Below are 22621 nucleotides of genomic sequence, written 5' to 3'. Positions count from 1 at the left end.
ACCTATTTTTCGAAAGCAGACGCCGATGCATGACGAAGCCGTAAGAAATGCGTTTCTCGTGCAGGCAAAGGCCTGCGACAGCCTCGGCTCTCCCTTTACCGCACGGCTTTGTCGCGCCGTGGCCGCAAGGCTCGACCGCCAGACGGAGGTGGGCGAGACGATCCTGTCCTGGCCCGGCGATGTCGGCCCCTCCGGCGATTCCGTTCCCCTGCGGCTGGCGGGCGCTCTGCATGCGCTGGCCATCACGGAAAAGATCGCGCCACTCGTCGATATTGCGCCTGATGACGAGGAGGCGCTGTGGCAGGCCTGCGCCAGCGCCCTGCGGTTCCATCAGGTCTTCATCCTCGATAGACTGAAATCACCGCCGCAGACGAACGAAGTCCGCCGCTCCGCCGTGCTGCTGCCGGGCTTTCTTTCGATAGCGGAACGCACCGGCAAGCCGCTCGTGCTGTCCGAGGTGGGAGCGAGCGCCGGGCTCAACCTGCAATTCGACCGATACCGGTATCGTCTCGGTGACTTTGCATGGGGCGTGCAATCCGATGTTTTCCAGTCGCCGGAATGGCGCGGTAATACCCCGCCGGGTGGGCGGATCGAGGTCATCGAGCGTGCCGGATGCGATCTCAACCCGCTCGACCCTTCTTCGGTCGAGGACCGCCTGCGGCTGATGTCCTATATCTGGGCAGACCAGACCGACAGGCTGGAGCGCACCGCCGCTGCGTTACGGATCGCGGTGGAGAACGGCCTGCGGGTGGAAAAAGCCGATGCGATCGACTGGCTGAAACGCCGCCTTGCCACGCGACATCCCGGCGCGACCCATGTCGTCTATCACTCCATCGCCTGGCAATATCTGCCGGATGCCCTGAAACAGGCGGGCGAGGCATTGATCACCGAGGCTGGAGCCCGCGCCACGCCGCAGGCCCCGCTTGCCCGCCTGCAAATGGAGGCGGATGCGACACCTGATGGTGCCGCCATTACCCTGCAAATCTGGCCGACGGGTGAAAAACAGGAGATCGGCCGTGCCGATTTCCATGGGCGATGGGTCGAATGGCGGGGATGGAGCCGCTAGACCGCCACGTCAGCCGCCGCTTCCTGCAGCAGCCCACCGACATACTCCGCAAAGGAGCGCCAGCATTCCACCCGGAACGTATCATCCGCCGTGCGCAGCAGCACCACTTCGGCCTTGCCGAAAACGGTGCGCGAGCAGGCGCCCACCGGGAACCTTGCTTGAGACAAGTCCTGCGGGCAGCCAGCATTGAGTGCTGCTTCCGCGCCGGGGCCGGAGACGATGACGGCCGTGTTGCGGTGGGAAACATCGGTTGCGGAAAACAGGCCGGAGACGCCGGCAAGTGCCGCCATCAGGTCGCTTTCGCCCTGATCGATCACCAGCCACTCATCCGGGCCAAGCCACAGAACGGAGCGCAGGCCTGACGTGACGGAGCCTTTCGGGCTGGTGGGGAGCGCAAGGCCGAGCGCTTCCGATAGCGCCGGTACGGCACTTTCCCGCGCCCGCAACGACAGCCGCGAGGCGGAAGCAGCGGATTTCAGCGACACAAAAGGTGAGCCGCCGTGGAAATCCTCAAGCACGGATTTGCGTTTTGCGTGCAGCATGTCAGCCATTGAGACGGGCTCCTTCCTTATCGAGGAAGACCATGTCGGTCACTTCGACGGCAATGGTTTTATCGGCAAGCGGAATGTAGAGCGTTTCGCCCATACGCGCCCTGCCATCCGCCACCAGCGCAAAAGCGATGGAATGGCCGAGATTTTCCGACCAATAGGCGGAGGTGACATGGCCGAGCATGGTCATCGGCTTCGGCTGGTTCGGGTCGGCGACAATCTGGCCGCCTTCGTCGGGCACGGTCAGCCGGTCCTTCGTCTTCAGACCAACGAGTTGCTTGCGGCCGCTGCGCGTCAGATCAATGCGTTTCAGGCCGCGAATGCCGACGAAATCCGTCTTCTTTTTGGAAACGGCCCAGGCGAGCCCGGCATCGTCAGGCGTCACCGTACCGTCCGTATCCTGACCGACGATGATATAGCCCTTTTCCGCACGCAGGATATGCATGGTCTCGGTGCCGTAAAGGCAACCGCCCACGGCTTCCGCCCTGTCGCGGATCGCGGACCAGACGGCTGCGCCGTAATCGGCAGGGACATTGATTTCGAAACCGAGTTCGCCGGTGAAGGAGACGCGGAAAAGCCGCGTCGGCACACCGCAGAACTTGCCTTCGGCCACCGCCATATGTGGGAAGGCTTCCGGCGACAGATCGATGCCCTCGACGAAAGGCGCGATCACCTCTCGCGCCTTCGGGCCCTGCACGGCAATGACAGCCCATTGTTCGGTTGCCGAGGTGAGCCAGACATTGAGATCTGGGAATTCGGTCTGAAGATAATCTTCCATATGCTGGAGAACACGCGGCGCGCCGCCCGTGGTCGTCGTCACATGGAAACGGTCCTCGGCCAGACGCCCGACAACACCGTCATCGTAAACGAAGCCATCTTCGCGGGTCATGATGCCATAACGGCAGCGGCCGGGTTTCAGCGTGTCCCAGGCATTGGTGTAGATGAGGTTCAGGAACTTCGCCGCATCCGGGCCTACCACTTCGATCTTGCCGAGTGTCGAGGCATCGAACACGCCGACACTTGTCCGAACGGTCTTGCATTCACGGTTGAGCGCTTCGTGCATGTCTTCACCCGCACGCGGGAAGAACCAGGCGCGTTTCCAGTTGCCGACATCCTCGAACACCGCGCCGGCCGCCAGCTCTTCCTCATGCATCGGCGTCTTGCGGGCCGGGTCGAACAGCGCGCCGCGCGAATGGTTGACGATCGTGCCGAAGGTAACAGGGGTATAGGGCTGGCGGAAGGTGGTGAGACCGACCTTGGGCAAATCCCGACCCAGCGCTTCCGATGCGATGGCGAGGCCATGCATGTTTGACATCTTGCCCTGATCCGACGCCATGCCATTGGTGGTGAAGCGTTTGATATGCTCGACGGAATGCATGCCTTCGCGCACGGCGAGGCGGATATCCTTGGCGCAGACATCGTGCTGGAAATCGATGAAGGCCTTGACCCCGGTGCCCTCACCCGCGCCTTCGGCCGCACCGATCATGCCGCCGGTCCAGGCCCGGACATTCTCGCCGGAGAACCCTACCGAACCACCGCCGGCAACGGCCGCTTCGGCAATGATCGCGGAAAGATCGTCCGTGCCGTTGCATGCGCCGATGGAAACGCAGTTCTGCACATGGACGTCAGGCAGGAAACGCTGGTTAGCCGCGTCAAACTTCAGCTTGCCGCGCGATTGCGAGAAGAGATGCACGGATGGCGTCCATCCGGCCGAAACCACAAGCGCATCGATGGCGATCTTGCGCTTGTTGGAGCCACCATTGCGGCCAACCGTCATGGAAGAGACGCGCAGGCGGCCGGCGGTGTTGTAAACGCTATAGCCCGCCAGCACCTCGATGCCGAGCGCCCGTGCCTCGTCCAGCAGGCGCTGATCCGGGTTCTCGCGGCAATCGACGATGGCGGCGATCTTCACGCCGGCCTTCTTCAGGTCGAAGGCCGTCTCATAGGCCGAATCATGGGCAGTATAGACACCGACATTATGGCCGACGGACACGCCGTACTGGTTGAGATAGGTGCGGGCAGCCGCAGCCAGCATGATGCCTGGGCGGTCATTATTGGCAAAGACCATATGGCGCTCGATCGCGCCTGCCGCGAGCACGACCTTCTTGGCGCGCACCTGCCACAGCCGCTCACGCGGCTGGTGTCTGGCCGGTGTGGCAAGATGATCGGTGACGCGCTCCGCCAGCGCGACGAAATTGTGGTTGTAATACCCAAAGGCCGTCGTGCGCGTCAGAACCCGCACATTCGGCATGGACTGCAGCTCGGCGAGAACCTTCTGCGCCCACTCGTAACCGGGAAGACCATTGATGACCGCGCCGGTATCGAAGCGCAGCGCGCCGCCGACTTCGGCATTTTCATCCACCAGAATGACGCTGGCTCCGGTTTTCGCCGCGGACAAGGCCGCCGTCAGACCGGCAACACCGGCACCTGCGACCAGCACGTCGCAATGGGCATAACGGCCGGAATAGTGATCGGCATCCGGCTCGCTCGGCGCCTTGCCGAGACCGGCCGCACGGCGGATCAGCGGTTCGTAAATCTTGTGCCAGGCGGCCTTCGGCCACATGAAGGTCTTATAATAAAAGCCAGCCGCGAACATCGGCGACAGAAGGTCGTTGATGGCGCTCAGATCGAAGGACAGCGACGGGAAACGGTTCTGCGAGGCAATGATGGCCCCGTCGAACACTTCCTGAACCGTGGCGCGCACATTGGGCTGCTTGCGCAGGCTGTCCCGCGACACATCGATCAGCGCGTTCGGCTCTTCCGGCCCGGCGGACAGGAAACCGCGCGGACGGTGATATTTGAATGAACGGCCGATCAGATGCACGCCATTGGCCAGAAGCGCTGACGCAACGGTATCGCCCTCCAGTGCCGGATAGATCTTGCCGTCGAAGGTGAAACGCGCGGTTCTGGCCGGGGTGAGACGGCCGGCGCCCTTGATACGATAGTCGCCGCTCATTGCCCGGCTCCCTTTTCTGCGGAAAGGACCGTCTCAGTATCCGGTTTCGCTTCGCCGGCCTTGTAGGTCATCAGGAATTTATCGCTGACGGAATCGCGGGCGGCGTTGAAGAAACGGCCGCAGCCGTGAATGTGACGCCAGCGCTCGAAAACGAGGCCCTTGTCATTGTCGCGAATGAAGAAATATTCCGCAAAGGCCTCGTCGGAGATATCGGCGATGTTTTCCGGTCGGGCGATATGGGCTTCGCCCGCCCAGCGGAATTCCAGTTCGGAACGGTCTTCCCCGCAATAGGGGCAATGGATCAGAAGCATCGTCGCTCCACCTAGAGAGAATTTTCCGGAAGCGCTGTTCCGGCGGGTTGGTCACACAGCCGCTTCCCCATGGCTACGAAGGGGGAAAGCCGCTTTAAAAGCTGCTCGAAATTATCGAAGGGGCGCAGCGCCGAGGCGCGGCCCATATTGACGATGGCAACCGCCATCATGTCGGTGTCGATCGCGAAGGGGTAGTCCTGCTCGCCATCCTCCTTCTCGCCGACAAAATAAACCATCTTGTCCGCGAGACTTGGAGCACACAGAAGCAGGCCTTTTTCCGCCATGAAGGGCCAGTCTTTCTCGCCCTGCATCTTCGCAATTTTCTGGCTGCGGAAATCCTTCGCCTCGGGAATGACGCTGCCGGCGGGCACGGCCACGGCCGCGCCGGATATGTTGATCGCAAGCATGGCCGCCGCCAGCATCAATGGGCCACCGCGGCAGCGGCAGCCTCGTCGATCAGGCGGCCGGTGCGGAACCGGTCGAGCGTCAAACCGGCGGCCAGACGATGCGGTTCCCCGCGGGCGATGAGATGCGCGAAAAGATTTGCCGACCCCGGTGTCGCCTTGAAACCACCCGTACCCCAGCCGCAATTGACGAAGAGGTTTGGCACCGGCGTCACGCTCTGGATGGCGGAACGGTCAGGCGTGTTGTCGGTGATGCCGCCCCATTGGCGCATCATCTTCACGCGGCGGAAGATCGGGAAGAGCTCGCAGATGGCGTCCAGCGTGTGGGTGATGATCTGGAGACCACCGGTCTGGGAATAGGAATTATACTGGTCCGTGCCGGCACCAATCACCAGCTCGCCCTTATCGGATTGCGAAATATAGGCATGCACCGTGTTGGACATGACGACGCAGGGGAAGATCGGCTTCAGCGGTTCCGACACCAGCGCCTGCAACGGATTGGAATGCAGAGGAACCCGCACGTCAGCCATTTTCATGATGACGGAGGAGTGGCCGGCGGCGGAAACGCCGATTTTCTTCGCGCCGATAAAACCGCGATTGGTCTCGACGCCCGTCACAGCCCCGTCAGGTCCGCGACGAATGCCCGTGACCTCGCAGTTCTGGATGATGTGCACGCCGCGGTCGGAGGCCGCGCGCGCATAACCCCAGGCCACCGCATCGTGGCGCGCCGTGCCGCCGCGGCGCTGGAGTGCTGCACCGTTGATCGGATAACGCGCATTGCCTGATATATCGAGCGGCGGGCAATAGGCTTTCGCCTGCTCCGGCGTCAGCCACTCATTGTCGATCCCGTAAAGACGGTTGGCATTGATATGGCGGCTGAAGGATTGCCGGTCATGAATATTGTGCGACAGCATCATTACGCCGCGCGCCGAATACATGACGTTGTAATTGAGATCCTGGCTCAAGCCTTCCCACAGCTTCAGGGAATGCTCGTAAATATCCATGCTCTCTTCATAGAGATAGTTGGAACGGATGATGGTTGTGTTGCGGCCGGCATTGCCGCCACCGAGCCAGCCTTTCTCCAGAACCGCGACATTGGTGACGCCGTGCTCCTTGGCCAGATAGTAGGCAGCGCCCAGCCCGTGGCCGCCGCCGCCGATGATGATGACATCATAATCCTTGCGCGGCTCGGGTGAGGCCCATTGCGCATCCCACCCTTTATGACCCCGCAACGCCTCACGCGCCACGGCAAAAACGGAATATTTGCGCATTCGCAATCTGCTCCTCAAGAACCGGCCAGAGGCCGCAAACATAGTCTCGGCCCGTATCATACACATGGCAAATCGGGATGGGAGGCAATATTCATTTTGCGACGTCGCAATGATTTTGTTTCGACATTGCGAGGCTCGTTGTATTTTGCCGGTGGATTATGCCTTACCGGCTGGACTTGCTGCAAATGATCTGATATTGCACGTCACCAATCGCCCGGCTCGCCAGCTGGACGGACCATTTTTGTTTGCGTGCGAATGCCTTTATTCGCACAGCAAGATAACCAAACTAAAGGAACGGGTTTAACGTGCAGGTACTAGTCCGCGACAATAACGTTGATCAGGCGCTCCGCGCCCTGAAGAAAAAGATGCAGCGCGAAGGCATTTTCCGTGAAATGAAGATGCGCGATTATTACGAAAAGCCCTCCCAGAAGCGCGCCCGCGAAAAGGCTGAAGCCGTTCGCCGCGTTCGCAAGCTGGCACGCAAGCGTGCACAGCGCGAAGGTCTGGTTGCAGCCCCCCGCGCAGGCCGTTAATAGGCCGTCTTTTGGACGTTTTTGAATGCTTGTTGGGCGGGGGCGATCAATTCGCCACCGCTCTTTGTGTTTGTGGCCGGAGAATGTTTTTGAGACCGGCCTGCGAGGGAACCCACACCGAATGATCGCTGTCGACACCTGTGTTGTGAAAAACGCCGATGCCTCCACGCGCCGGTTGCCATTGAAAAACAACAGAGGGTTTCGCGCTTCTCTGGTCATCTGCACCGTGCTTGCCGGCCTTTCCGGCTGTGCGACATCCAACCAGACGGACGATGTGTTCAGGATCGACCGTGCCCAGGGCTCGCAGGAAAACATCGCCTCGCTCACCTCGGTCATCAACGCCAATCCGCAGGATCCGGAAGGCTACAATGTCCGCGGCTCGGCTTATGGCCGCGCCGGCGATTCGCGCCGCGCCATCGAGGACTTCAACAAGGCGCTGCAGTTGAACCCGCGCTTTTACCAGGCCTATGCCAACCGCGCGCTCGTTTACCGCAACAGCGGACAGCAGCAGCAGGCCCTGCAGGACTACAACGCCGCCCTGCAGATCAATGCAAGCTATGATGTGGCACTGATCGGCCGCGGCAATCTCTACCGCCAGTCTGGCCGCGTGAACGAAGCCTTCAGCGATTTCTCCCGCGCCATCGAGCTGGAAACCACCGACGGGCGCGCATGGCACAATCGCGGCCTGATCTACCAGCTGCGCAACCAGCATGCCCAGGCGATCGAGGACTTCTCCAAGGCAATCTCGCTGTCATCGACGTCGCCGGAGCCCTATAACGGTCGCGGTCTTTCTTATGTCGCGCTGAATGACGACGAAAACGCCTTTGCCGATTTCAATCACGCCATTTCGCTGGATGGCAATGTGGCGGAATCCTGGGCCAACCAGGCGCTGGTCTATGAGCGCCGCGGCGATATGGCCAAGGCCGCCAAGTCCTATTCGCACGCAGCGCGGCTGGACCCCAAATACAAACCGGCACTCGATGGCGTTGCACGCACGCGCGGCGCCAGCGCGTCCTGATCAAACAGCACGAACAAAAAAGCCGGCGGGTATGGCACCCGCCGGCTTTTTTATGGGAAACAGGGGGCCTTCAATGGCTGTCGCGGCGTGCCTCAGGCGTGGCGTCGCCCGTCCACAATTCCGCCTGCACCGCGTTTTGAAACTCCATGACCTCGCGCCGCATGGCGGCGTCCTCATAGCCGAGCGCCATCAGGCGGGCAGCCAGCTCGCGGCACTCCCTGCGCCAGAAATCATTCGCCTCCACACCATGCAGCCGGTCGAGCATGGTTGCACATCGTTTTACGTCGGCAATGCGGTTCTTTGCCGGAAAGGCGATTACTTCTGAACTCGTTGTCACGCGGGCACCTTGCTCTTGCTGAGGAATCAATACCGACTTTTTAAAGGCGAGATGGTTAACGAAGTCTGCAGAGGGCGTAAGACAGGCTGCAATCGCTGCGTGAGAACGGTTTCATGCCCCTCAGAAGCATGAAGCGGCATTGTGCGGCAGCCCCGATTGGGGGGAATTCACCGATTACCAAGGAATTTACCAATCGAGATTACCGAAATTTCATGCGGCTGGAGTTAGAAGAAGTATATATGTGTGTTGAAACAACACCGGTCTCATCGTATATTTCTTGCAAAGAAAAAAAATGCCGCAGCGCAGCCAAAAACGGAGAAATCGTTCTCGGGAGGAGAGCACCATGTATGCACCTCGTGTTTTTTTCAGCATGATCGGTGCATTGCTTGCTTTTGCGGTTGCCACATACTTCATCCACGGATCGTTCTATACGGCCTTCATCCAGACCCTCATCTGTGCCGTCATTCTGCAAGTCGGTTATTTTATTGGGATTCTGGTTCTTGTCGCCCGCGAAAAACGGCGGATGCGGGAAACCTTCTCGCTGGATCGTAACGCCGAGACGATTACGACGGACACGGTCAAAAGCGCCCCGCCGCATGGTGCCAAACTGAGCGATATGTGAGCTTTTAAGAAGCTTCATTTATTGCGTCGCAAAAAAATCGCTTGCATCCACACCCCTGACACTTTCTGCTGGCCAAATCCCGACGGTTGGTCAAAGCAGAAGGACAACACATGGTGAGCGGTTCACAGCCCATTTGCGTCATCATCGCTGCGAAAAACGCATCCGAAACGATCGATATCGCCATTCGCTCCGCACTTGTGGAACCGGAAGTCGGCGAGGTCGTGGTGATCGACGACGGTTCCACCGATACGACAAGCGATGTGGCACATGCGGCGGATGACGGCACGGGGCGGCTCCGGGTTGTGCGATTCGACATCAATCGTGGCCCTTCGGCCGCGCGCAACCATGCGATCTCGATTTCCTCCGCCCCGCTCATCAGTATTCTCGATGCGGACGACTTCTTTTTCCGGGGCCGTTTTGCCGCCATGCTGGCCGATGACGACTGGGACCTGGTGGCCGACAATATCGCCTTCATCCAGCAATCGGTTCCAGGCGCATCCTCCATGCAGCCGCTACGCTTCGAACCGCAGGCGCGGTATCTGTCGCTCACGGAATTCGTGGAGGGCAATATTTCCAGGCCCGGCGTGGAACGCGGGGAAACCGGCTTCCTGAAGCCGGTGATACGCCGCGCTTTTCTTGACAAACATGCACTGCGTTATGACGAGGGCCTGCGGCTCGGCGAGGATTATGAACTTTACGTACGGGCCCTTGCCGCTGGCGCCCGTTATAAAGTCATCCGCCATTGCGGTTACGGCGCGATCGTTCGCGGCAACTCCCTGAGCGGCCGCCACCGCACTGAAGATCTTCTTCGTCTATACGAGGCGGACAAGGCCATTCTGGCCGGCTGCCAGCTCTCGGCCGAGGAAAAGGCGATCCTGAGCGAACATGAAAAACACATCCGCGCCAAATTCGAGCTTCGCCATTTTCTCGATACAAAAAAGCAGAAAGGCATGGGCGGCGCGCTAAGCCATGCGCTCACGCGGCTACCGGCCCTGCCCGCCATCACGCGCGGCATCTGGAGCGACAAGACTGCCCGCTTCCGTAAAACGCCGCCGGTGCGGGATGTACGTTATCTGCTGGATGGCACGCCGGTTTCGTGAGGGGGAAAGACCACCTCACCAAATTTTCTGCCGTCATCCTCGGCCCTGTGCCACTGCTGTCCGGTTTAAATTTCCATTCCGAGAAGTGTCATCTGTCTTGGATCGGCGGTTTTCGCTGGTGGCGGCCTTGTGAGGCTGTCGGTTCTTCGGCGATGCATAAGATTGGCGCGCACCAGGCGTGCGAATGCCAGTGGGCTTTGGACGAGTTTCTGGTCTGCCTGCGCCATGCGCAACAATAGATAGGCGATGAGCGCCACGGCGATCTGAATGCGCACGGCGTTCTCGCTGTTGCCAAGGAAATGCCGAATCCTCAGCGTCTGCTTGACCCAGCGAAAGAACAGTTCGATCGCCCAGCGCCGTTTGTAGAGATCGGCGATCTCCTGTGCGGGCGCGTCGAGATCGTTGGTCAGCAGTCGCAGCACCTTGCCCGTCTGCGTCCTGACTGTGATCTCCCGCACGGGGTCGCCAAACCGATTGCGGCGGCTTGCCGCCATGCGGGCGGGCAGAAGCCCGATGCGATCGAAGAGGACGATGCCATCGCCGCTGACAGCTTGCTGGCTTGTTACGGTCAGCTTCGTATGGGACTTGAACCGCGTGACGATGCGGCAGCCGGCCTTGTCGAGCGCCGCCCACCAGCCGAAATCATAATAGCCAAGATCGAACACATAGGTCGCACCCGCCGCGATCGGCATGGCCTTGGCGGCTGTGATGTCGTTGACATTGGCGGGCGTGACCGCCGCATAGATCGGTCGCTCGGCATCGGCGTCGTAGACGACGTGAACCTTGGCGCCGCAGGCCTGATGGGAAAACCGTGCCCAGTCGCACCCGGCTCCGCTCAGCCGAACGCCGGTCGCGTCGATGAGATAGGTGGCCTCCGACACCGACCGGCGCAACCCGCGGCCCGCGCGGGCGACCATCTCGCGAAACAGACCGGCAAAGACCTCGCTTGAGCGCCGTGCATTGGCATCGCACAGCGTCGAGCGCGACACCGGCCTTGCACCGACGTGATAAAGCCGCGCGGCATGGCTTTCGAGGCCGCCGACGATCTCGCGCAGACTGACGGCTCCGGACAACTGGCCGTAAAGCAGGGCGATGAACTGGCTCTTCGTTGACAGCCGGCGCACATGCTTGTCGGCGCCATGCTCATCCACAAGCCTGTCGAACCTGCTCCACGCCACCCGCTTCAACAGATCGTGGAATACGCTATTGTAGTGCCGCACGGTGTTTTTCCTGTTCGTGTCCGAGATCGTCGCCAAACGTTCGAATACGAGTAGAATCAACACCGTGCGCCATGTCTACAAATTTAAACCGGACAGCAGTGGGACAAGCCCGAGGATGACGGCGGAGAGGTTAGCGGCTTCTTTTTCAGCCGCCGCTTCTCCTCTCAAAGATAATCCCGCTTCACCGTTTCCAGAACGGCGGCAAAACGCTCCTTGCGCTCCTCCAGCCGGCCATCCGGACTGAGGCGCGGCTCCGCGCGGCTTGCCTGCCAGAGCGCCAGCGTCGAAGGTGCGGCCAGCACCTGCTTGGCCAGTTTGCGCAACGACCGGGGTTGCGTTTCCCGCGGCCGCACCAGCACGTCACCCTCATGGGCCGGGCCCTCATGCGCCGCGGCAGAACCGGCCTCGGTGATGGCGGGTGCTGATGGCGACGGGAAACTCATGCCCCAGAAACGCGAGCCCTTTTTCGCGGCCTCGGCGCGGGTGGAGACCGGAACATAACGCGGCTGATAGTCGACACCCACGCTGCCGGCCCAGTCGCTCCATTTGAAGCTGTTGATCGACAGCGAGGTGCTGACAGCAACCCACGGCACGCGGAAGGCATCGGCAAGGATTGCGCCGTGCATGGATTCGGCCACGATGAATTCCGACTGGGCAATGGCGCGGATGACCGCTTTTGCCTCACCGCGCGGGTCAAGATAGGTCAGCCCCGCCGGTTCGCACACGGTTTCCCACATGCCGAATTCCGCAGATTCCCAATGGGGAACAAAGGTCTTCTTGTAAAGCTTGGGCAGGCCTTTGAAGTCAGGCATCTCGGTGACCATGACGGCCGGATCGACAATGCCCTTTTCGGGTGCGAGCCCGAGCTTCGCCGCGGTTTTTTCGCCGCGCACGCAGCGAATATCCCAGAACTCGGTGCTGGTATCCGGCACTGCGCCATAACCATAACCGCTGCCGATCACCAGCTTGCGCTGTTTTCCGGGCAAAAGAATATCGTTCAGGACAGTGCCGACGCCGACCAGCATGACGTCATCATGCACATCGCGCAGGCCGGGGAGCAGAAAATCCCACAGCCACAGGTTGAGATCGTCACCAAAATTGCCATGATGAGATTCCCAGTGGTAAGGTTTCATGAGGTCACTCCTGGGTAAAAAAACATATAAATTCTTGCGGGCGAGAATTCGCTCATCTTGAGCGGACGATTTTTCCTGCACCCAGCTCGAAAGCGGCCCGCAGCAGTGCGGGATCGCGCATCGCCCATTTGAACAGCAGCCCGAACTGGGGTGCCCTGCGCCGTTTCAGATTGCCGGCCTGGCTCCACAGCGCCTGTTTGCGGGCGGTATTTTTATAGGAGGCGATGGAGGCCACATCGGCCGGCCGGCGTGAAAAACGCCCCTCCAGAGTATCGAGCGCCACCCAGGTATTGAACTGCTGGCGCAGGAATTCCGGCGAGGTATTGTCGATGCTGTGGAAGATATTGACCCCCATTCCGCGCATGGCGCCGGCGTCGTCACATAGAAGCGTGCGCTTCGATGCAAGGATGGAATCACAGAAAAACAGCACATCTTCGGCCGCCAGACGAAGCGCCGGATCGAAGCGAATCTTTTCAAAAAGAGAACGGCCGATCACCATGCAGGAGAGATGCAGGAAGCTCCAGTTACGCAGCATGACGCTTGCGAGATCCGGCAGTTCGATCACCAGCGGTTTCTCGGAAAGCCGTGCCGCGCCCTCATTCTTCTCCAGCTCGGAAATGGCGAAATGGTAATAAAATTCGTCACTTGCCTGCATGGATGCCCAGTAGCACTCACCGCCATAGGTCGTAAGCGCGAAGGCAGCATTTTGCAGATGGTCGGGTGTCCAGATATCGTCGGAATCGAGAAAGGCGACATAGTCGGTGCCATCAGGCACATGGTCGAGACCCGTGTTGCGCGCACCGCCCGGGCCGGCATTGGCCTGTTTAATGACGATAATCCGGTCTTTCTGTTCTTGCGAAAGTTCCGCAAGTTCCTTGTCGATCGGGTATGGCGATTCGTCATCTACGATGACAAGATCGAAGTCCTGGTAAGTCTGCGCAAAAACCGATGCGAGTGCACGTCCCAAGACACCGTGCTGCTTTTGGTAGTAGGGAATGACGACAGTAAATCTTGCCATTGTTTCGCCCCTTGCGTTGATCAAGAAGTGTCGGGCCCGATCCTAAAAGCGGCCCCGATGGTATCGGCAACTCCCAACCGGCTTCCTCCCGCCGGCCTCCAGAAACAGGATGCTTGTATGCCCCCAGCGCCAAATGTAAAGACCATCACCACGAATGTCGGCTGGAGCGTTTTATCAAAAACAGGGACATTCGGGCTTAAGTTTGTCACGGTCCCCATCCTCGCACGTCTCCTCTCTCCGGAAGAATTCGGGGTGGTGGCGGTAGGACTAACGGTTGTACAGTTCCTGACCATGATCGCCGGCGCGGGACTGACCTCTGCGCTGATCGTCGAGAAGGAAGAAGATATGGATACGATCCATACCGTCTTCTGGGCCAATCTGGCGATCTCCTGCACCATGGCCACTGTCCTCTACATCTTCGCGGAATTTTTCGGCGGGTTGCTCGGCGCGGTGGAAAGCGCCTACCTGCTGCGCATCATGGCCTTCCTCATCCCGCTGCAGCTGGCCGGCGATGTCGCCTATTCGCTGCTCGCCCGGCGCATGAATTTCAGCAAGGACGCATTGTGGAGCATGGCTTCGGAAAGCATCGCGGCGGTGGTTGCCGTGGCTCTGGCGCTTCTCGGTTTTGGCGTCTGGGCGCTTATCATCCAGCTTTTTGCCGCCGCCCTTATCCGTCTTGTCGGGCTTTATGCCGTCTCGCGCTATTGCCCGCGTTTCGTCATGAAACCGCGCCGGCTGGTGCCGCTTCTCGGCTTCAGCTCCGGGCTGATGGGCTCGGAAATTGCCAATTTCGTTACCTTCCAGTCGCCGATGGTGGTGATCGCCCGGCATCTCGGGCTGGCGGATGCCGGCGCCTATTCCGCCTCCAACCGCTTTGCCAGCATTCCCAATCAGGTAGTGCTATCAGCCGTCATGGGTGTTCTGTTCCCGGCCTTCAGCCGCATGATGGACGATCCCCAGCGCCGGCGCGACGCCCTGATGTTCAGCACGCAGGTGCTGACCGTGCTGCTCGCGCCGATGATGTTCGGCCTCTGGGCCGTGGCAGAGCCGGCCATGCTCGTCATCTTCGGACAGAACTGGGCCTATGCCTGGCCGGTTCTCGGTCTTCTCGCCCTTTCCAAGGCCATTCTCACCCCCTGCAGCACCTTCATCCCCTATCTCAAAGGGGCTGGTTACGGCCGCGTGCTGTTCTGGTCGGCGACGGTCCGCGCCATCGTCACCACGGTTGCGGTGTGGCTTGCCGCCCTTTATGGCACGCTGATCGACGCCATGGTGTGGCTCTGCATCGTCAATGCGGTGACACTGGTCGCCTATTCCTGGGCCGTATTCAAGGCAAGCGATACGCCGTTTTTCCGAGGCCTCTATGTCAGCAGCAGGCCGATGATCGCGGCACTGATCATGGCCGTTGCGGTGCGTTATCTGCTTCACGCCCTTGCGGGTCATATCCCGAGCGCTACCCTTCAAGTTCTTATCGGCGCGGCCGTGGGTGGCGCCATCTATGGCATCCTGATCCTGCTGACCGAACGGGCGCTGCTTGGAAAAATCCTTGGGATGGTGAAATCACGGCGCATGCGCGACACTGCAACCCAAGGTTAGAAATTTCACTGAAAAATGCGCCTCATTTCCGCCGCTAACCGGTCCCTGCCGCGGCAATCCCCTCCGCCGCGGCAAGGCTGGACACCGCTATTTTTGCAGCGCAGCATCACGGCAAATGACAATTCCACACAGTTCAGCGATTTTTAACGACGGCTAAATTTCATAAATCTTATTTAATTTCATACACTTGACTTTCCGCAACGATAAAAATGGCTAAAACGCCAGACATTCACCCGCAAAATCTAAGCTTGTGTTTTTCCCGCGTCGCCACATTTTATCCCAAAGTCGAAACCAGACTTTCCAGTGCGGGCTTAAGTTCGCTCTGGTTGCAACGCGGCGTGGGTGGACGCCGCCCAATAGGGGTGACTGATGTGACTGTCGATCAGAACCTATCCTCCCGTATCAATTTGATGCGCATATTGCTGATATCAGGAATCGTGTTCGTCCATGTGCCGCACGATGCCGAAACCAGCCCGTTTCTCGGCCTCTACGGCTTCTTCGACTGGCTAAGGGTTTTCCTCGGCGATGCGCTGTTTCGCATCGGCGTGCCCTGTCTCAGCGCCATTTCCGGTTACCTGCTGTTTCGTCGCGGCATGAGCGGTTTCGATTATCCGGCGACGATCCGTTCCAAGTCGAAAACCGTGCTTTTGCCCTTCCTGCTGTGGAATGGCGCGCTGTTTGCCGTTGTGCTGCTGATCCAGCTGTTCGATGTCGGCGTCGGTTATTTCCCCGATCTCTGGAACGCCAGCCCGCGTGAAATCATCAGCCACGGAACGGCGCTCGAAGAGCTGCCGGTGAATGTGCCGCTGTATTTCCTGCGCGATCTCTTCGTCTGCATTCTGCTGTCGCCGGTGCTCGCCTTTCTGATGCGCCGTTTCGCGCTGCCGACACTGGCAATCCTGCTCATCATCACCGCCATGCCGGATCTCACGATCTTCATCGTCCAGAAAAAATCCATCCTCTTCAGCTTTTCGCTCGGCATTGCGCTCGCGCTGCACCGGGTCGATGTCAAGGCGCTCGATCCCTATGCCTTGCCGATCATGGCGCTGACCTTCGCCGCCTCCGCCATGCTGGCGACCGGCCTTTATTTCACCGGCCCGGAATTCACCTTCTGGCTCAATATGTCGCGCAATCTGCTCGCCGTCTTCGGCGCACTCGGTTTCTGGGTCTCGTCCTCCATCCTGATCCGCAGCCGGCTTGGCCAGCGGCTTGCCGACACCGGCAGCCTGAGCTTCTGGATATTCTGCGCCCACTATCCGCTGCTCGTCATGATGTGGATGGTGTGGAACAAGGGCGGGCCGGATTTCTACCCCGCCTTCTATATCAGCGCGACGTTGTCCGCCTTCGTCATTCTGGTGATCAGCAACGCCCAGATCCGCAAATACCTGCCGGCCATTTATGGCGTGCTGACGGGAAGCCGTAACAGCAAACGCAAAACAAAAGCCGATTTTGCAGCCAAACGAACCTCCATGATCGGCCCGCCCACATCCGAAACGCTTTATTCGCAACGACAGAGGTGAACCAATGACAACATTTGTCACCCGCGTTCAGACACGCATTTTTCTTGCCGCCGCCCTCTCGGCCACGGCTTTCGCAACGCCGATGCACGCCCAGGAAGGCAACGGCACGTCCTTCATCGAGAACTTCGATTCTATGGACAGAAGCTTCTGGTACGTTTCCGACGGCTGGAACAACGGTGCACACCAGAACTGCACCTGGTCAAAGAAGCTGGCGACGGTCGAAAACGGCCAGCTGACGCTCGGTTTCGAAGAAGCCAAGGCCGGCGAGCGCAATTTCGCCTGCGGTGAAATCCAGACCAAGGGGCGTTATCGTTACGGCACCTATGAAGCCCGCATGAAGGCCGCCACCGGCTCTGGCCTCAACTCCGCCTTCTTCACCTATATCGGCCCGACCGACAAGAAACCGCACGATGAAATCGACTTCGAAGTGCTGGGCAAGAATACCGGCAAGGTGCAGCTCAACCAGTATATTGCTGCCAAGGGCGGCAATGAGAAGCTGGTGCCGGTGGAAGGTGGCGCCGATGCCAGCTTCAACGACTACGCTTTCGTCTGGGAGCCGCAGCGCCTGCGTTATTACGTCAACGGCAAGCTCGTCCATGAAGTGACGGACGAAACGAAAATTCCGCAAAACGCCCAGAAGATTTTCTTCAGCCTGTGGGGAACCGACACGCTGAAGGACTGGATGGGCGCGTTTTCCTATTCCGGCGCAACCCAGATGATCGTCGACCATTTTGCCTTCACGGCACTCGGCGACAAGTGCCAGTTCCCGGAATCCATCGCCTGCGCCCTCAACTGACCGATTTTAAAAACCGGAACCCCGCATGACCCATGTTCTTTATCTCGCGCATGATCTGTCGGACCCCGCCATTCGCCGGCGGGTGATGACCCTGCTTGCGGGTGGGGCACGGGTAACGCTGGCCGGTTTCCGGCGCGGACAGAACCGGTTGGCGGAGATCGAGCGTGTCGTTCCCGTCGTGCTCGGAGAAACCGCCGACGGGCAGTTTCTGCAGCGCATGGCGGCGGTGGCCAAAGCCAGCCTCTCGCTGGGCAAAACCTTAAGCGGCATTCCCGCACCCGACGTCATCCTGGCCAGAAATCTGGAAATGCTGGCTCTGTCGAAGCGAGCCATGTCGCTTTACGATCGCCAGCCGGCGCTGGTTTACGAGTGTCTCGACATCCACCGCCTGCTTCTGAACGAAGGCAAGCCCGGACAGATACTGAATGCCGCGCAGCGTTATTTCGCCCGTGATGCCAAGCTGCTGGTGACGAGTTCTCCGGCCTTCGTGGAGCATTATTTCAAGCCCATATCGGGCCTAGACCTTCCCGTCCTGTTGCAGGAAAACAAGGTGCTGGCGCTCGACGCCACCTTTGCCGCCACGCCGCAACCACGCGCACCGGCCCCCGGCGAGCCGTGGAAAATCGGCTGGTTCGGCGCACTTCGCTGCCGCAAGTCGCTCGAAATCCTCGCCGAATTTGCCCGCCGCATGGAAGGAGGGGTCGAAATCATCCTGCGCGGCCGGCCGGCCTATTCGGAATTTGCGGACTTCGACGGCTTCGTGACCGCCGCCCCGCATGTACATTTCCATGGGCCCTACAAAAACCCCGAGGATCTCGCCGCCATCTACAACGAGGTGCAGTTCACCTGGGCGATCGATTTTTTCGAGGAAGGCCAGAATTCCAGCTGGCTGCTGCCCAACCGGCTTTATGAGGGCGGCCTTTACGGCACCCTGCCGATTGCGCTTGCCGGCACGGAAACCGCCCGTTTCATCGAAAAACGCGATATCGGTTTTGTCCTGCAACAGGCGCGCCCGGACGACCTCGCCGTCCTGTTCGGCCAGATGACGTCGGAAACCTATGCGGACGCCTTCAACACCCTCTCGGCAATAGACAGGAAACAATGGCTGACGGACCGCGACGATTGCCGTCAGCTGGTCCAGCACTTGTCCTCACTCGCCAAATCCGCTTCCGGCCATGCCCGTGAAGCGCAGTTTTCACCCGTGTAGTGCGTAGGGGGCAAATCATGGAAGGTCTTGGTCATTCCGGCATCAGAACGCTGATCGTCATTCCCTGCCTCAATGAGGCAAAGACGATCGAAGGGCTGCTTGTCAAATTCACCGGCGCGATGCAGGGGCGTCTTTTCCGCATCGTGGTTGCCGATGGCGGCAGCACGGATGGAACCCGCGATATCGTTTCCGCCTTCGCGGCGACGGACGACCGCGTCACGCTTCTCGCCAATCCGAAGCGCATTCAGAGCGCCGGCATCAACCTTGCGGTCGCCACCTTCGGCGAGGATTTCGACTACCTCATTCGCATCGACGCTCACGGCGATTATCCCGATGATTATTGCCAGCGGCTGATCGAGGATGCGGAGCGCACCGGCGCGGATTCCGTCGTCGTCGCCATGGATACGGTCGGCCACGGCCTGTTTCAGAAGGCGACAGCCATTGCCCAGAATTCCAAGCTCGGCAATGGTGGTTCCAAGCACCGCGAAGGCGCCAAGGGTCACTGGATCGACCATGGCCACCATGCGCTGATGCGGATTGCCGCCTTCGATGCGGTCGGCGGTTATGACGAGAGCTTCAGCCATAATGAAGATGCCGAACTGGATTTCCGGCTGCGCAAATCCGGTTTCCGCATCTGGATGACCGACAAGACCCGCATGACCTATTACCCGCGCGCCAGCGTCATGCCGCTGTTCCGGCAATATCTCGCCTATGGCCGCGGCCGCGCGAAGAACCTCGTAAAACACCGGTCGATCCCGAAAATCCGCCAGATGATTCCGCTCGCGGTGCTGCCGGTCTTTATCTTCGCGCTGCTGTCGCTCATCCATTGGGCGGCACTTATTCCGCTCGGCCTCTGGATCGCCGCATGTGTGGGGTATGGCTTGTGGATGGCAATAGGTCAGAAAAACCCATACGGCCCCCTCGCCGCCTTTTCGGCGATGGTGATGCATCTGGCCTGGTCCACCGGCTTCTGGCTGGAACTCCTGAAATTCCGGGGAAGAAAGGCTGTCTCATGACCGACAACACCGTCACCCGCCCGCATGATTCGAAAACCGTCGATATCGGCATCTGCACCTACAGACGCCCGGCGCTGGTTGCCACACTTCTGTCACTCTTCGAGCTGGACGTGCCGGAAGGTGTGAAAGTTCGTTTGATCGTCGCCGATAATGATGAAGAGCCGAGTGCCAAAGCAAGCGTTGATCGCCTGCGCGAAACCGCCCCTTTCGAAATCACCTATGTGCATTGCCCGAAATCGAATATTTCGATTGCCCGCAATGCCTGCCTGTCGGAATGCAAGGCGGATTATCTCGCTTTCATCGATGATGACGAAACTGCTCCGCCGCATTGGCTCGCCGCCCTTCTCGAAAAGGCCGATGAGACCGGTGCGGAAACCGTCCTCGGCCCCGTCACTGCGGTTTACCGGGACAATGCGCCGGGCTGGATGAAACGTGGCGATTTCCACTCGACTGTTCCGGTCTGGGTGAATGGCGAAATCATCACAGGTTATACCTGCAACACGCTTCTCAAGATGGAAGCGCCCTCGGTGAAGGGCCGGCGCTTCGCGCTGGCGCTCGGCCAGAGTGGCGGCGAAGACACGCATTTCTTCTCGCACCTTCATGCCGCCGGCGGCCGCATCGTCTTTGCGGAAGATGCGGTGCTGTCGGAGCCGGTTCCGGAAAATAGGGCGAGCTTTATGTGGCTTGCCAAGCGCCGCTTCCGTTCCGGCCAGACCCACGGCCGGGTGCTGGCCGAGAAAAAGCCCGGCGCACGCCGCGTGGTGCAGGTGCTGAAGGCCGGCTCGAAGGTGCTTTATTGCGGCGTCTTCGCCGCGCTGAACGGTTTCAACGCCGTACGCCGCAACCGCTATGCGCTGCGTGCCGCACTGCATATGGGCTCGATGAGCGGCGCCTTCGGCGTGCGTGAAATCCGCCAATATGGTGCGGTGGAGGCGACCTGATGGAGAACCTTGCCTCGCCGCCCGATATCAGCTTCGTCATCGCCGCCTATAATGCCGCCGATACGATCGAAGCCGCCGTTCAAAGCGCGCTCGACCAGCGCGGGGTGACGCTGGAGGTGATCGTCGTGGATGACCGTTCCGCCGACGATACCATCCCGTTCGTGGAGGCGATTGCCGCCATCGATCCACGCGTCCGCCTGCTTGCGCTTGAAGAAAACCTCGGTCCGGGCGGTGCGCGCAATGCCGGCATCGAAGCCGCGACCGGGCGCTGGATCGCCGTGCTCGATTCTGACGACGTCATCCGCCCGGAACGCTCCGCCTGCGTGATGTGCCGGGCAGAGGCCGCAGGTGCGGTCATCGCGGTCGACAATCTCGATGTCGTCTACACCGATGGCAGACCGATGGAGACGATGTTTCCGGAAGAATTTCTGGAGGAACGAGCGGTTCTCACCCTTGAGGACTTCATTTCGTCCAACATCCTGTTCCGCTCCACTTTCAACTTCGGCTACATGAAACCGATGTTCCGACGAGATTTCCTCAATAGTGAGGTACTGCGCTTCCGCGAGGATATCCGCATCGGTGAGGATTATATCCTGCTCGCCTCGGCGCTCGCCGCCGGCGGTCTCTGCGTCATCGAACCGAAGCCGGGTTATATCTACAATATCCGCGAAGGCTCGATTTCGCGTGTGCTCGAACTTCATCACGTCGAGGCGATGATGCGGGCGGATCAGGAATTTCTGAGCCATTACACATTGCTGCCCGCCGCCATGGATGCGCAGCAGGCGAGAGCCCGCAGCCTGCGGCTGGCGCATAATTTTTTGACATTGGTGGAAAACATCAAGAGCCGCTCGATACTCGGCGCCTTGAAGACCACGATCAGGGATCCTGCCGTGCTGGGGCATTTGCGAATGCCTATTGCAGTGCGGCTGAGGAGGTTGCGGGACGCGATGTTTGCGCCCGCGGCGAATACAGGGGTGAAAAGGCAGATTTCGTGAAATTGACGCGTGGACGAAATCTGCGCGGGGACTGGGGACAGATCAAACCTTGATGAAGGAGAACGCGATGGACCTGAACAGAACTGTCAGAAAAGCCGTCATTCCGGTAGCCGGCAACGGCACGCGGTTTTTGCCCGCCACCAAGGCGATGCCAAAGGAAATGCTGACGATCGTCGATCGGCCGGTCGTGCAATATGCTGTCGATGAAGCCATGCAGGCCGGCATCGAACACATTATTTTCGTAACGAGCCGCAACAAGACCGCCATCGAGGACTATTTCGACAGCGCACCGGAACTCATCAACACGCTCACCCGCTCCGGCAAGACCGTGCAGGTGTTGCAGCTGGAAAAGATGCTGCCCGTCGCCGGCACCGTCAGCTATACGCGCCAGCAGGTGCCGCTCGGTCTCGGCCACGCTGTCTGGTGCGCGCGCGAACTGGTGGGCAAGGAACCCTTCGCCCTGCTACTGCCTGATATGGTTTCCTATGGCGCACGCGGCTGCATTGCCGGGCTGATGGAACTTTACGACGAGGTTGGCGGCAATATTCTCGGTGTCGAGGAATGCCTGCCGGAAGAAGTGTCTTCCTATGGCGTCGTCGGCGTCGGCCAGAAGGTCAACCACGGCTTTTCCGTCACCGAAATGGTCGAGAAGCCGGAACCCTCGAAGGCGCCTTCGAATTATTACCTGAATGGTCGCTACATCCTGCAGCCCGAAATCTTCGATATTCTCGCCAGGCAGGAGCGAGGCGCGGGCAATGAGATTCAGCTGACCGACGGCATGAAGCGGCTCGCCGAAAAGCAGCCGTTCCACGCGCAGAAATATTCGGGCCGCACCTTCGATTGTGGCAGCAAGCAGGGCTTCATTGCCGCCAACGTCGCCTTTTCGCTGATGCGTTCGGATATGGAGGCCCAGGTCCTCGCTTCGGTGAAGGAACTGGTGGCGAACCACGAAAGCCGCGTTCAGGCGGCCTGACTTTCATCGCGCCGCCGGGGAGGCGGCCGGCGCACCAATA

At 59.9% G+C, this 22621-nt stretch carries 22 protein-coding genes; 13 read left to right on the top strand and 9 right to left on the bottom strand.

The annotated features are described in order from the left end of the window. The first annotated feature begins 25 nt into the window (after window positions 1-25). Entirely contained in the window at window positions 26-1066 is a 1041-nt protein-coding gene (locus CFBP5499_RS21295) for a DUF2332 domain-containing protein (protein ID WP_080828495.1), read from the top strand. Here the strand turns inward: CFBP5499_RS21295 and CFBP5499_RS21290 are convergent. From CFBP5499_RS21290 to CFBP5499_RS21270, 5 genes are read right to left on the bottom strand one after another with little or no spacing between them, the layout of a single operon-like run. Next, entirely contained in the window at window positions 1063-1617 is a 555-nt protein-coding gene (locus tag CFBP5499_RS21290) for a sarcosine oxidase subunit gamma (RefSeq protein ID WP_080828497.1), read from the bottom strand. The genes CFBP5499_RS21295 and CFBP5499_RS21290 overlap by 4 nt on opposite strands. Beyond that, a complete protein-coding gene (locus CFBP5499_RS21285) occupies window positions 1610-4570 on the bottom strand; it encodes a sarcosine oxidase subunit alpha (RefSeq protein ID WP_080828498.1) in 2961 nt (986 codons plus the stop codon). Before CFBP5499_RS21285 ends, CFBP5499_RS21290 begins: the two co-directional genes overlap by 8 nt. Then, complete coding sequence (locus CFBP5499_RS21280) at window positions 4567-4881, bottom strand: sarcosine oxidase subunit delta (protein WP_080828499.1); 315 nt, start codon at window positions 4879-4881, stop codon at window positions 4567-4569. Before CFBP5499_RS21280 ends, CFBP5499_RS21285 begins: the two co-directional genes overlap by 4 nt. Before the next feature lie 11 nt (window positions 4882-4892). Next, a complete protein-coding gene (locus tag CFBP5499_RS21275) occupies window positions 4893-5303 on the bottom strand; it encodes a hypothetical protein (protein ID WP_175416845.1) in 411 nt (136 codons plus the stop codon). Beyond that, entirely contained in the window at window positions 5303-6556 is a 1254-nt protein-coding gene (locus CFBP5499_RS21270) for a sarcosine oxidase subunit beta family protein (RefSeq protein WP_080828502.1), read from the bottom strand. The genes CFBP5499_RS21275 and CFBP5499_RS21270 overlap by 1 nt, the downstream gene beginning before the upstream one ends. A 305-nt stretch (window positions 6557-6861) precedes the next feature. Here CFBP5499_RS21270 and rpsU point away from each other — a divergent pair, with 305 nt between their 5' ends. Beyond that, a complete protein-coding gene (rpsU, locus tag CFBP5499_RS21260) occupies window positions 6862-7089 on the top strand; it encodes a 30S ribosomal protein S21 (RefSeq protein WP_003498359.1) in 228 nt (75 codons plus the stop codon). 121 nt (window positions 7090-7210) lie between these two features. Then, window positions 7211-8107 (top strand): tetratricopeptide repeat protein, encoded by an 897-nt coding sequence (locus CFBP5499_RS21255; protein ID WP_080828504.1) that lies wholly within the window; start codon window positions 7211-7213, stop codon window positions 8105-8107. Between the two features lie 70 nt (window positions 8108-8177). Here CFBP5499_RS21255 and CFBP5499_RS21250 read toward each other — a convergent pair whose 3' ends face one another. Further along, entirely contained in the window at window positions 8178-8444 is a 267-nt protein-coding gene (locus tag CFBP5499_RS21250; protein ID WP_080828505.1) for a DUF6074 family protein, read from the bottom strand. Window positions 8445-8787: 343 nt separating this feature from the next. Between CFBP5499_RS21250 and CFBP5499_RS21245 the strand changes: the two genes are divergently transcribed. Further along, window positions 8788-9066, top strand: coding sequence for an exopolysaccharide production repressor protein (locus CFBP5499_RS21245; RefSeq protein WP_080828506.1), 279 nt, complete (start codon window positions 8788-8790; stop codon window positions 9064-9066). A 110-nt stretch (window positions 9067-9176) separates the two neighbouring features. Continuing rightward, window positions 9177-10166 (top strand): glycosyltransferase family 2 protein, encoded by a 990-nt coding sequence (locus CFBP5499_RS21240; protein WP_080828508.1) that lies wholly within the window; start codon window positions 9177-9179, stop codon window positions 10164-10166. A gap of 65 nt (window positions 10167-10231) precedes the next feature. Here the strand turns inward: CFBP5499_RS21240 and CFBP5499_RS21235 are convergent, their stop codons facing one another. The 3 genes from CFBP5499_RS21235 to CFBP5499_RS21225 all read right to left on the bottom strand — a co-directional run bounded on the left by CFBP5499_RS21235 (window position 10232) and on the right by CFBP5499_RS21225 (window position 13537). Continuing rightward, window positions 10232-11386 carry an IS4 family transposase gene (locus CFBP5499_RS21235; protein WP_080824456.1) on the bottom strand — a complete coding sequence of 385 codons (1155 nt, stop codon included), beginning with the start codon at window positions 11384-11386 and terminating at the stop codon, window positions 10232-10234. Between the two features lie 164 nt (window positions 11387-11550). Continuing rightward, on the bottom strand, window positions 11551-12519 hold the full coding sequence (locus tag CFBP5499_RS21230) for a polysaccharide pyruvyl transferase family protein (RefSeq protein WP_080828510.1): 969 nt from the start codon (window positions 12517-12519) through the stop codon (window positions 11551-11553). Window positions 12520-12571: 52 nt separating this feature from the next. Beyond that, window positions 12572-13537, bottom strand: a complete 966-nt coding sequence (locus CFBP5499_RS21225; RefSeq protein ID WP_080828512.1) for a glycosyltransferase family 2 protein — start codon at window positions 13535-13537, stop codon at window positions 12572-12574. A gap of 117 nt (window positions 13538-13654) precedes the next feature. Here CFBP5499_RS21225 and CFBP5499_RS21220 point away from each other — a divergent pair, with 117 nt between their 5' ends. The 8 genes from CFBP5499_RS21220 (at window position 13655) to CFBP5499_RS21185 (ending at window position 22581) form a co-directional block, all read left to right on the top strand. Then, window positions 13655-15133, top strand: a complete 1479-nt coding sequence (locus CFBP5499_RS21220) for a lipopolysaccharide biosynthesis protein (RefSeq protein ID WP_080828514.1) — start codon at window positions 13655-13657, stop codon at window positions 15131-15133. 371 nt (window positions 15134-15504) lie between these two features. Then, window positions 15505-16653: an acyltransferase family protein gene (locus CFBP5499_RS21215; RefSeq protein WP_080830148.1), complete on the top strand. Its 1149-nt coding sequence runs from the start codon at window positions 15505-15507 to the stop codon at window positions 16651-16653. A 4-nt stretch (window positions 16654-16657) separates the two neighbouring features. Beyond that, a complete protein-coding gene (locus tag CFBP5499_RS21210; RefSeq protein ID WP_080828516.1) occupies window positions 16658-17449 on the top strand; it encodes a family 16 glycosylhydrolase in 792 nt (263 codons plus the stop codon). Between the two features lie 25 nt (window positions 17450-17474). Then, window positions 17475-18656: a glycosyl transferase family 1 gene (locus CFBP5499_RS21205; RefSeq protein ID WP_080828518.1), complete on the top strand. Its 1182-nt coding sequence runs from the start codon at window positions 17475-17477 to the stop codon at window positions 18654-18656. Between the two features lie 17 nt (window positions 18657-18673). Beyond that, window positions 18674-19672 carry a glycosyltransferase family 2 protein gene (locus tag CFBP5499_RS21200; RefSeq protein WP_080828520.1) on the top strand — a complete coding sequence of 333 codons (999 nt, stop codon included), beginning with the start codon at window positions 18674-18676 and terminating at the stop codon, window positions 19670-19672. After that, window positions 19669-20613 carry a glycosyltransferase gene (locus tag CFBP5499_RS21195; RefSeq protein ID WP_080828523.1) on the top strand — a complete coding sequence of 315 codons (945 nt, stop codon included), beginning with the start codon at window positions 19669-19671 and terminating at the stop codon, window positions 20611-20613. The genes CFBP5499_RS21200 and CFBP5499_RS21195 overlap by 4 nt, the downstream gene beginning before the upstream one ends. Next, window positions 20613-21608, top strand: coding sequence for a glycosyltransferase family 2 protein (locus CFBP5499_RS21190; protein ID WP_080828525.1), 996 nt, complete (start codon window positions 20613-20615; stop codon window positions 21606-21608). Before CFBP5499_RS21195 ends, CFBP5499_RS21190 begins: the two co-directional genes overlap by 1 nt. A gap of 67 nt (window positions 21609-21675) precedes the next feature. Further along, window positions 21676-22581, top strand: a complete 906-nt coding sequence (locus tag CFBP5499_RS21185; protein WP_080828527.1) for a UTP--glucose-1-phosphate uridylyltransferase — start codon at window positions 21676-21678, stop codon at window positions 22579-22581. The last annotated feature ends 40 nt before the right edge of the window (window positions 22582-22621 follow it).

The sequence above is a fragment of the Agrobacterium tumefaciens genome, from assembly GCF_005221325.1.
In the GTDB taxonomy this organism is placed as follows: Bacteria; Pseudomonadota; Alphaproteobacteria; order Rhizobiales; family Rhizobiaceae; genus Agrobacterium.
This window is presented reverse-complemented; position numbering and strand designations above follow the sequence as displayed.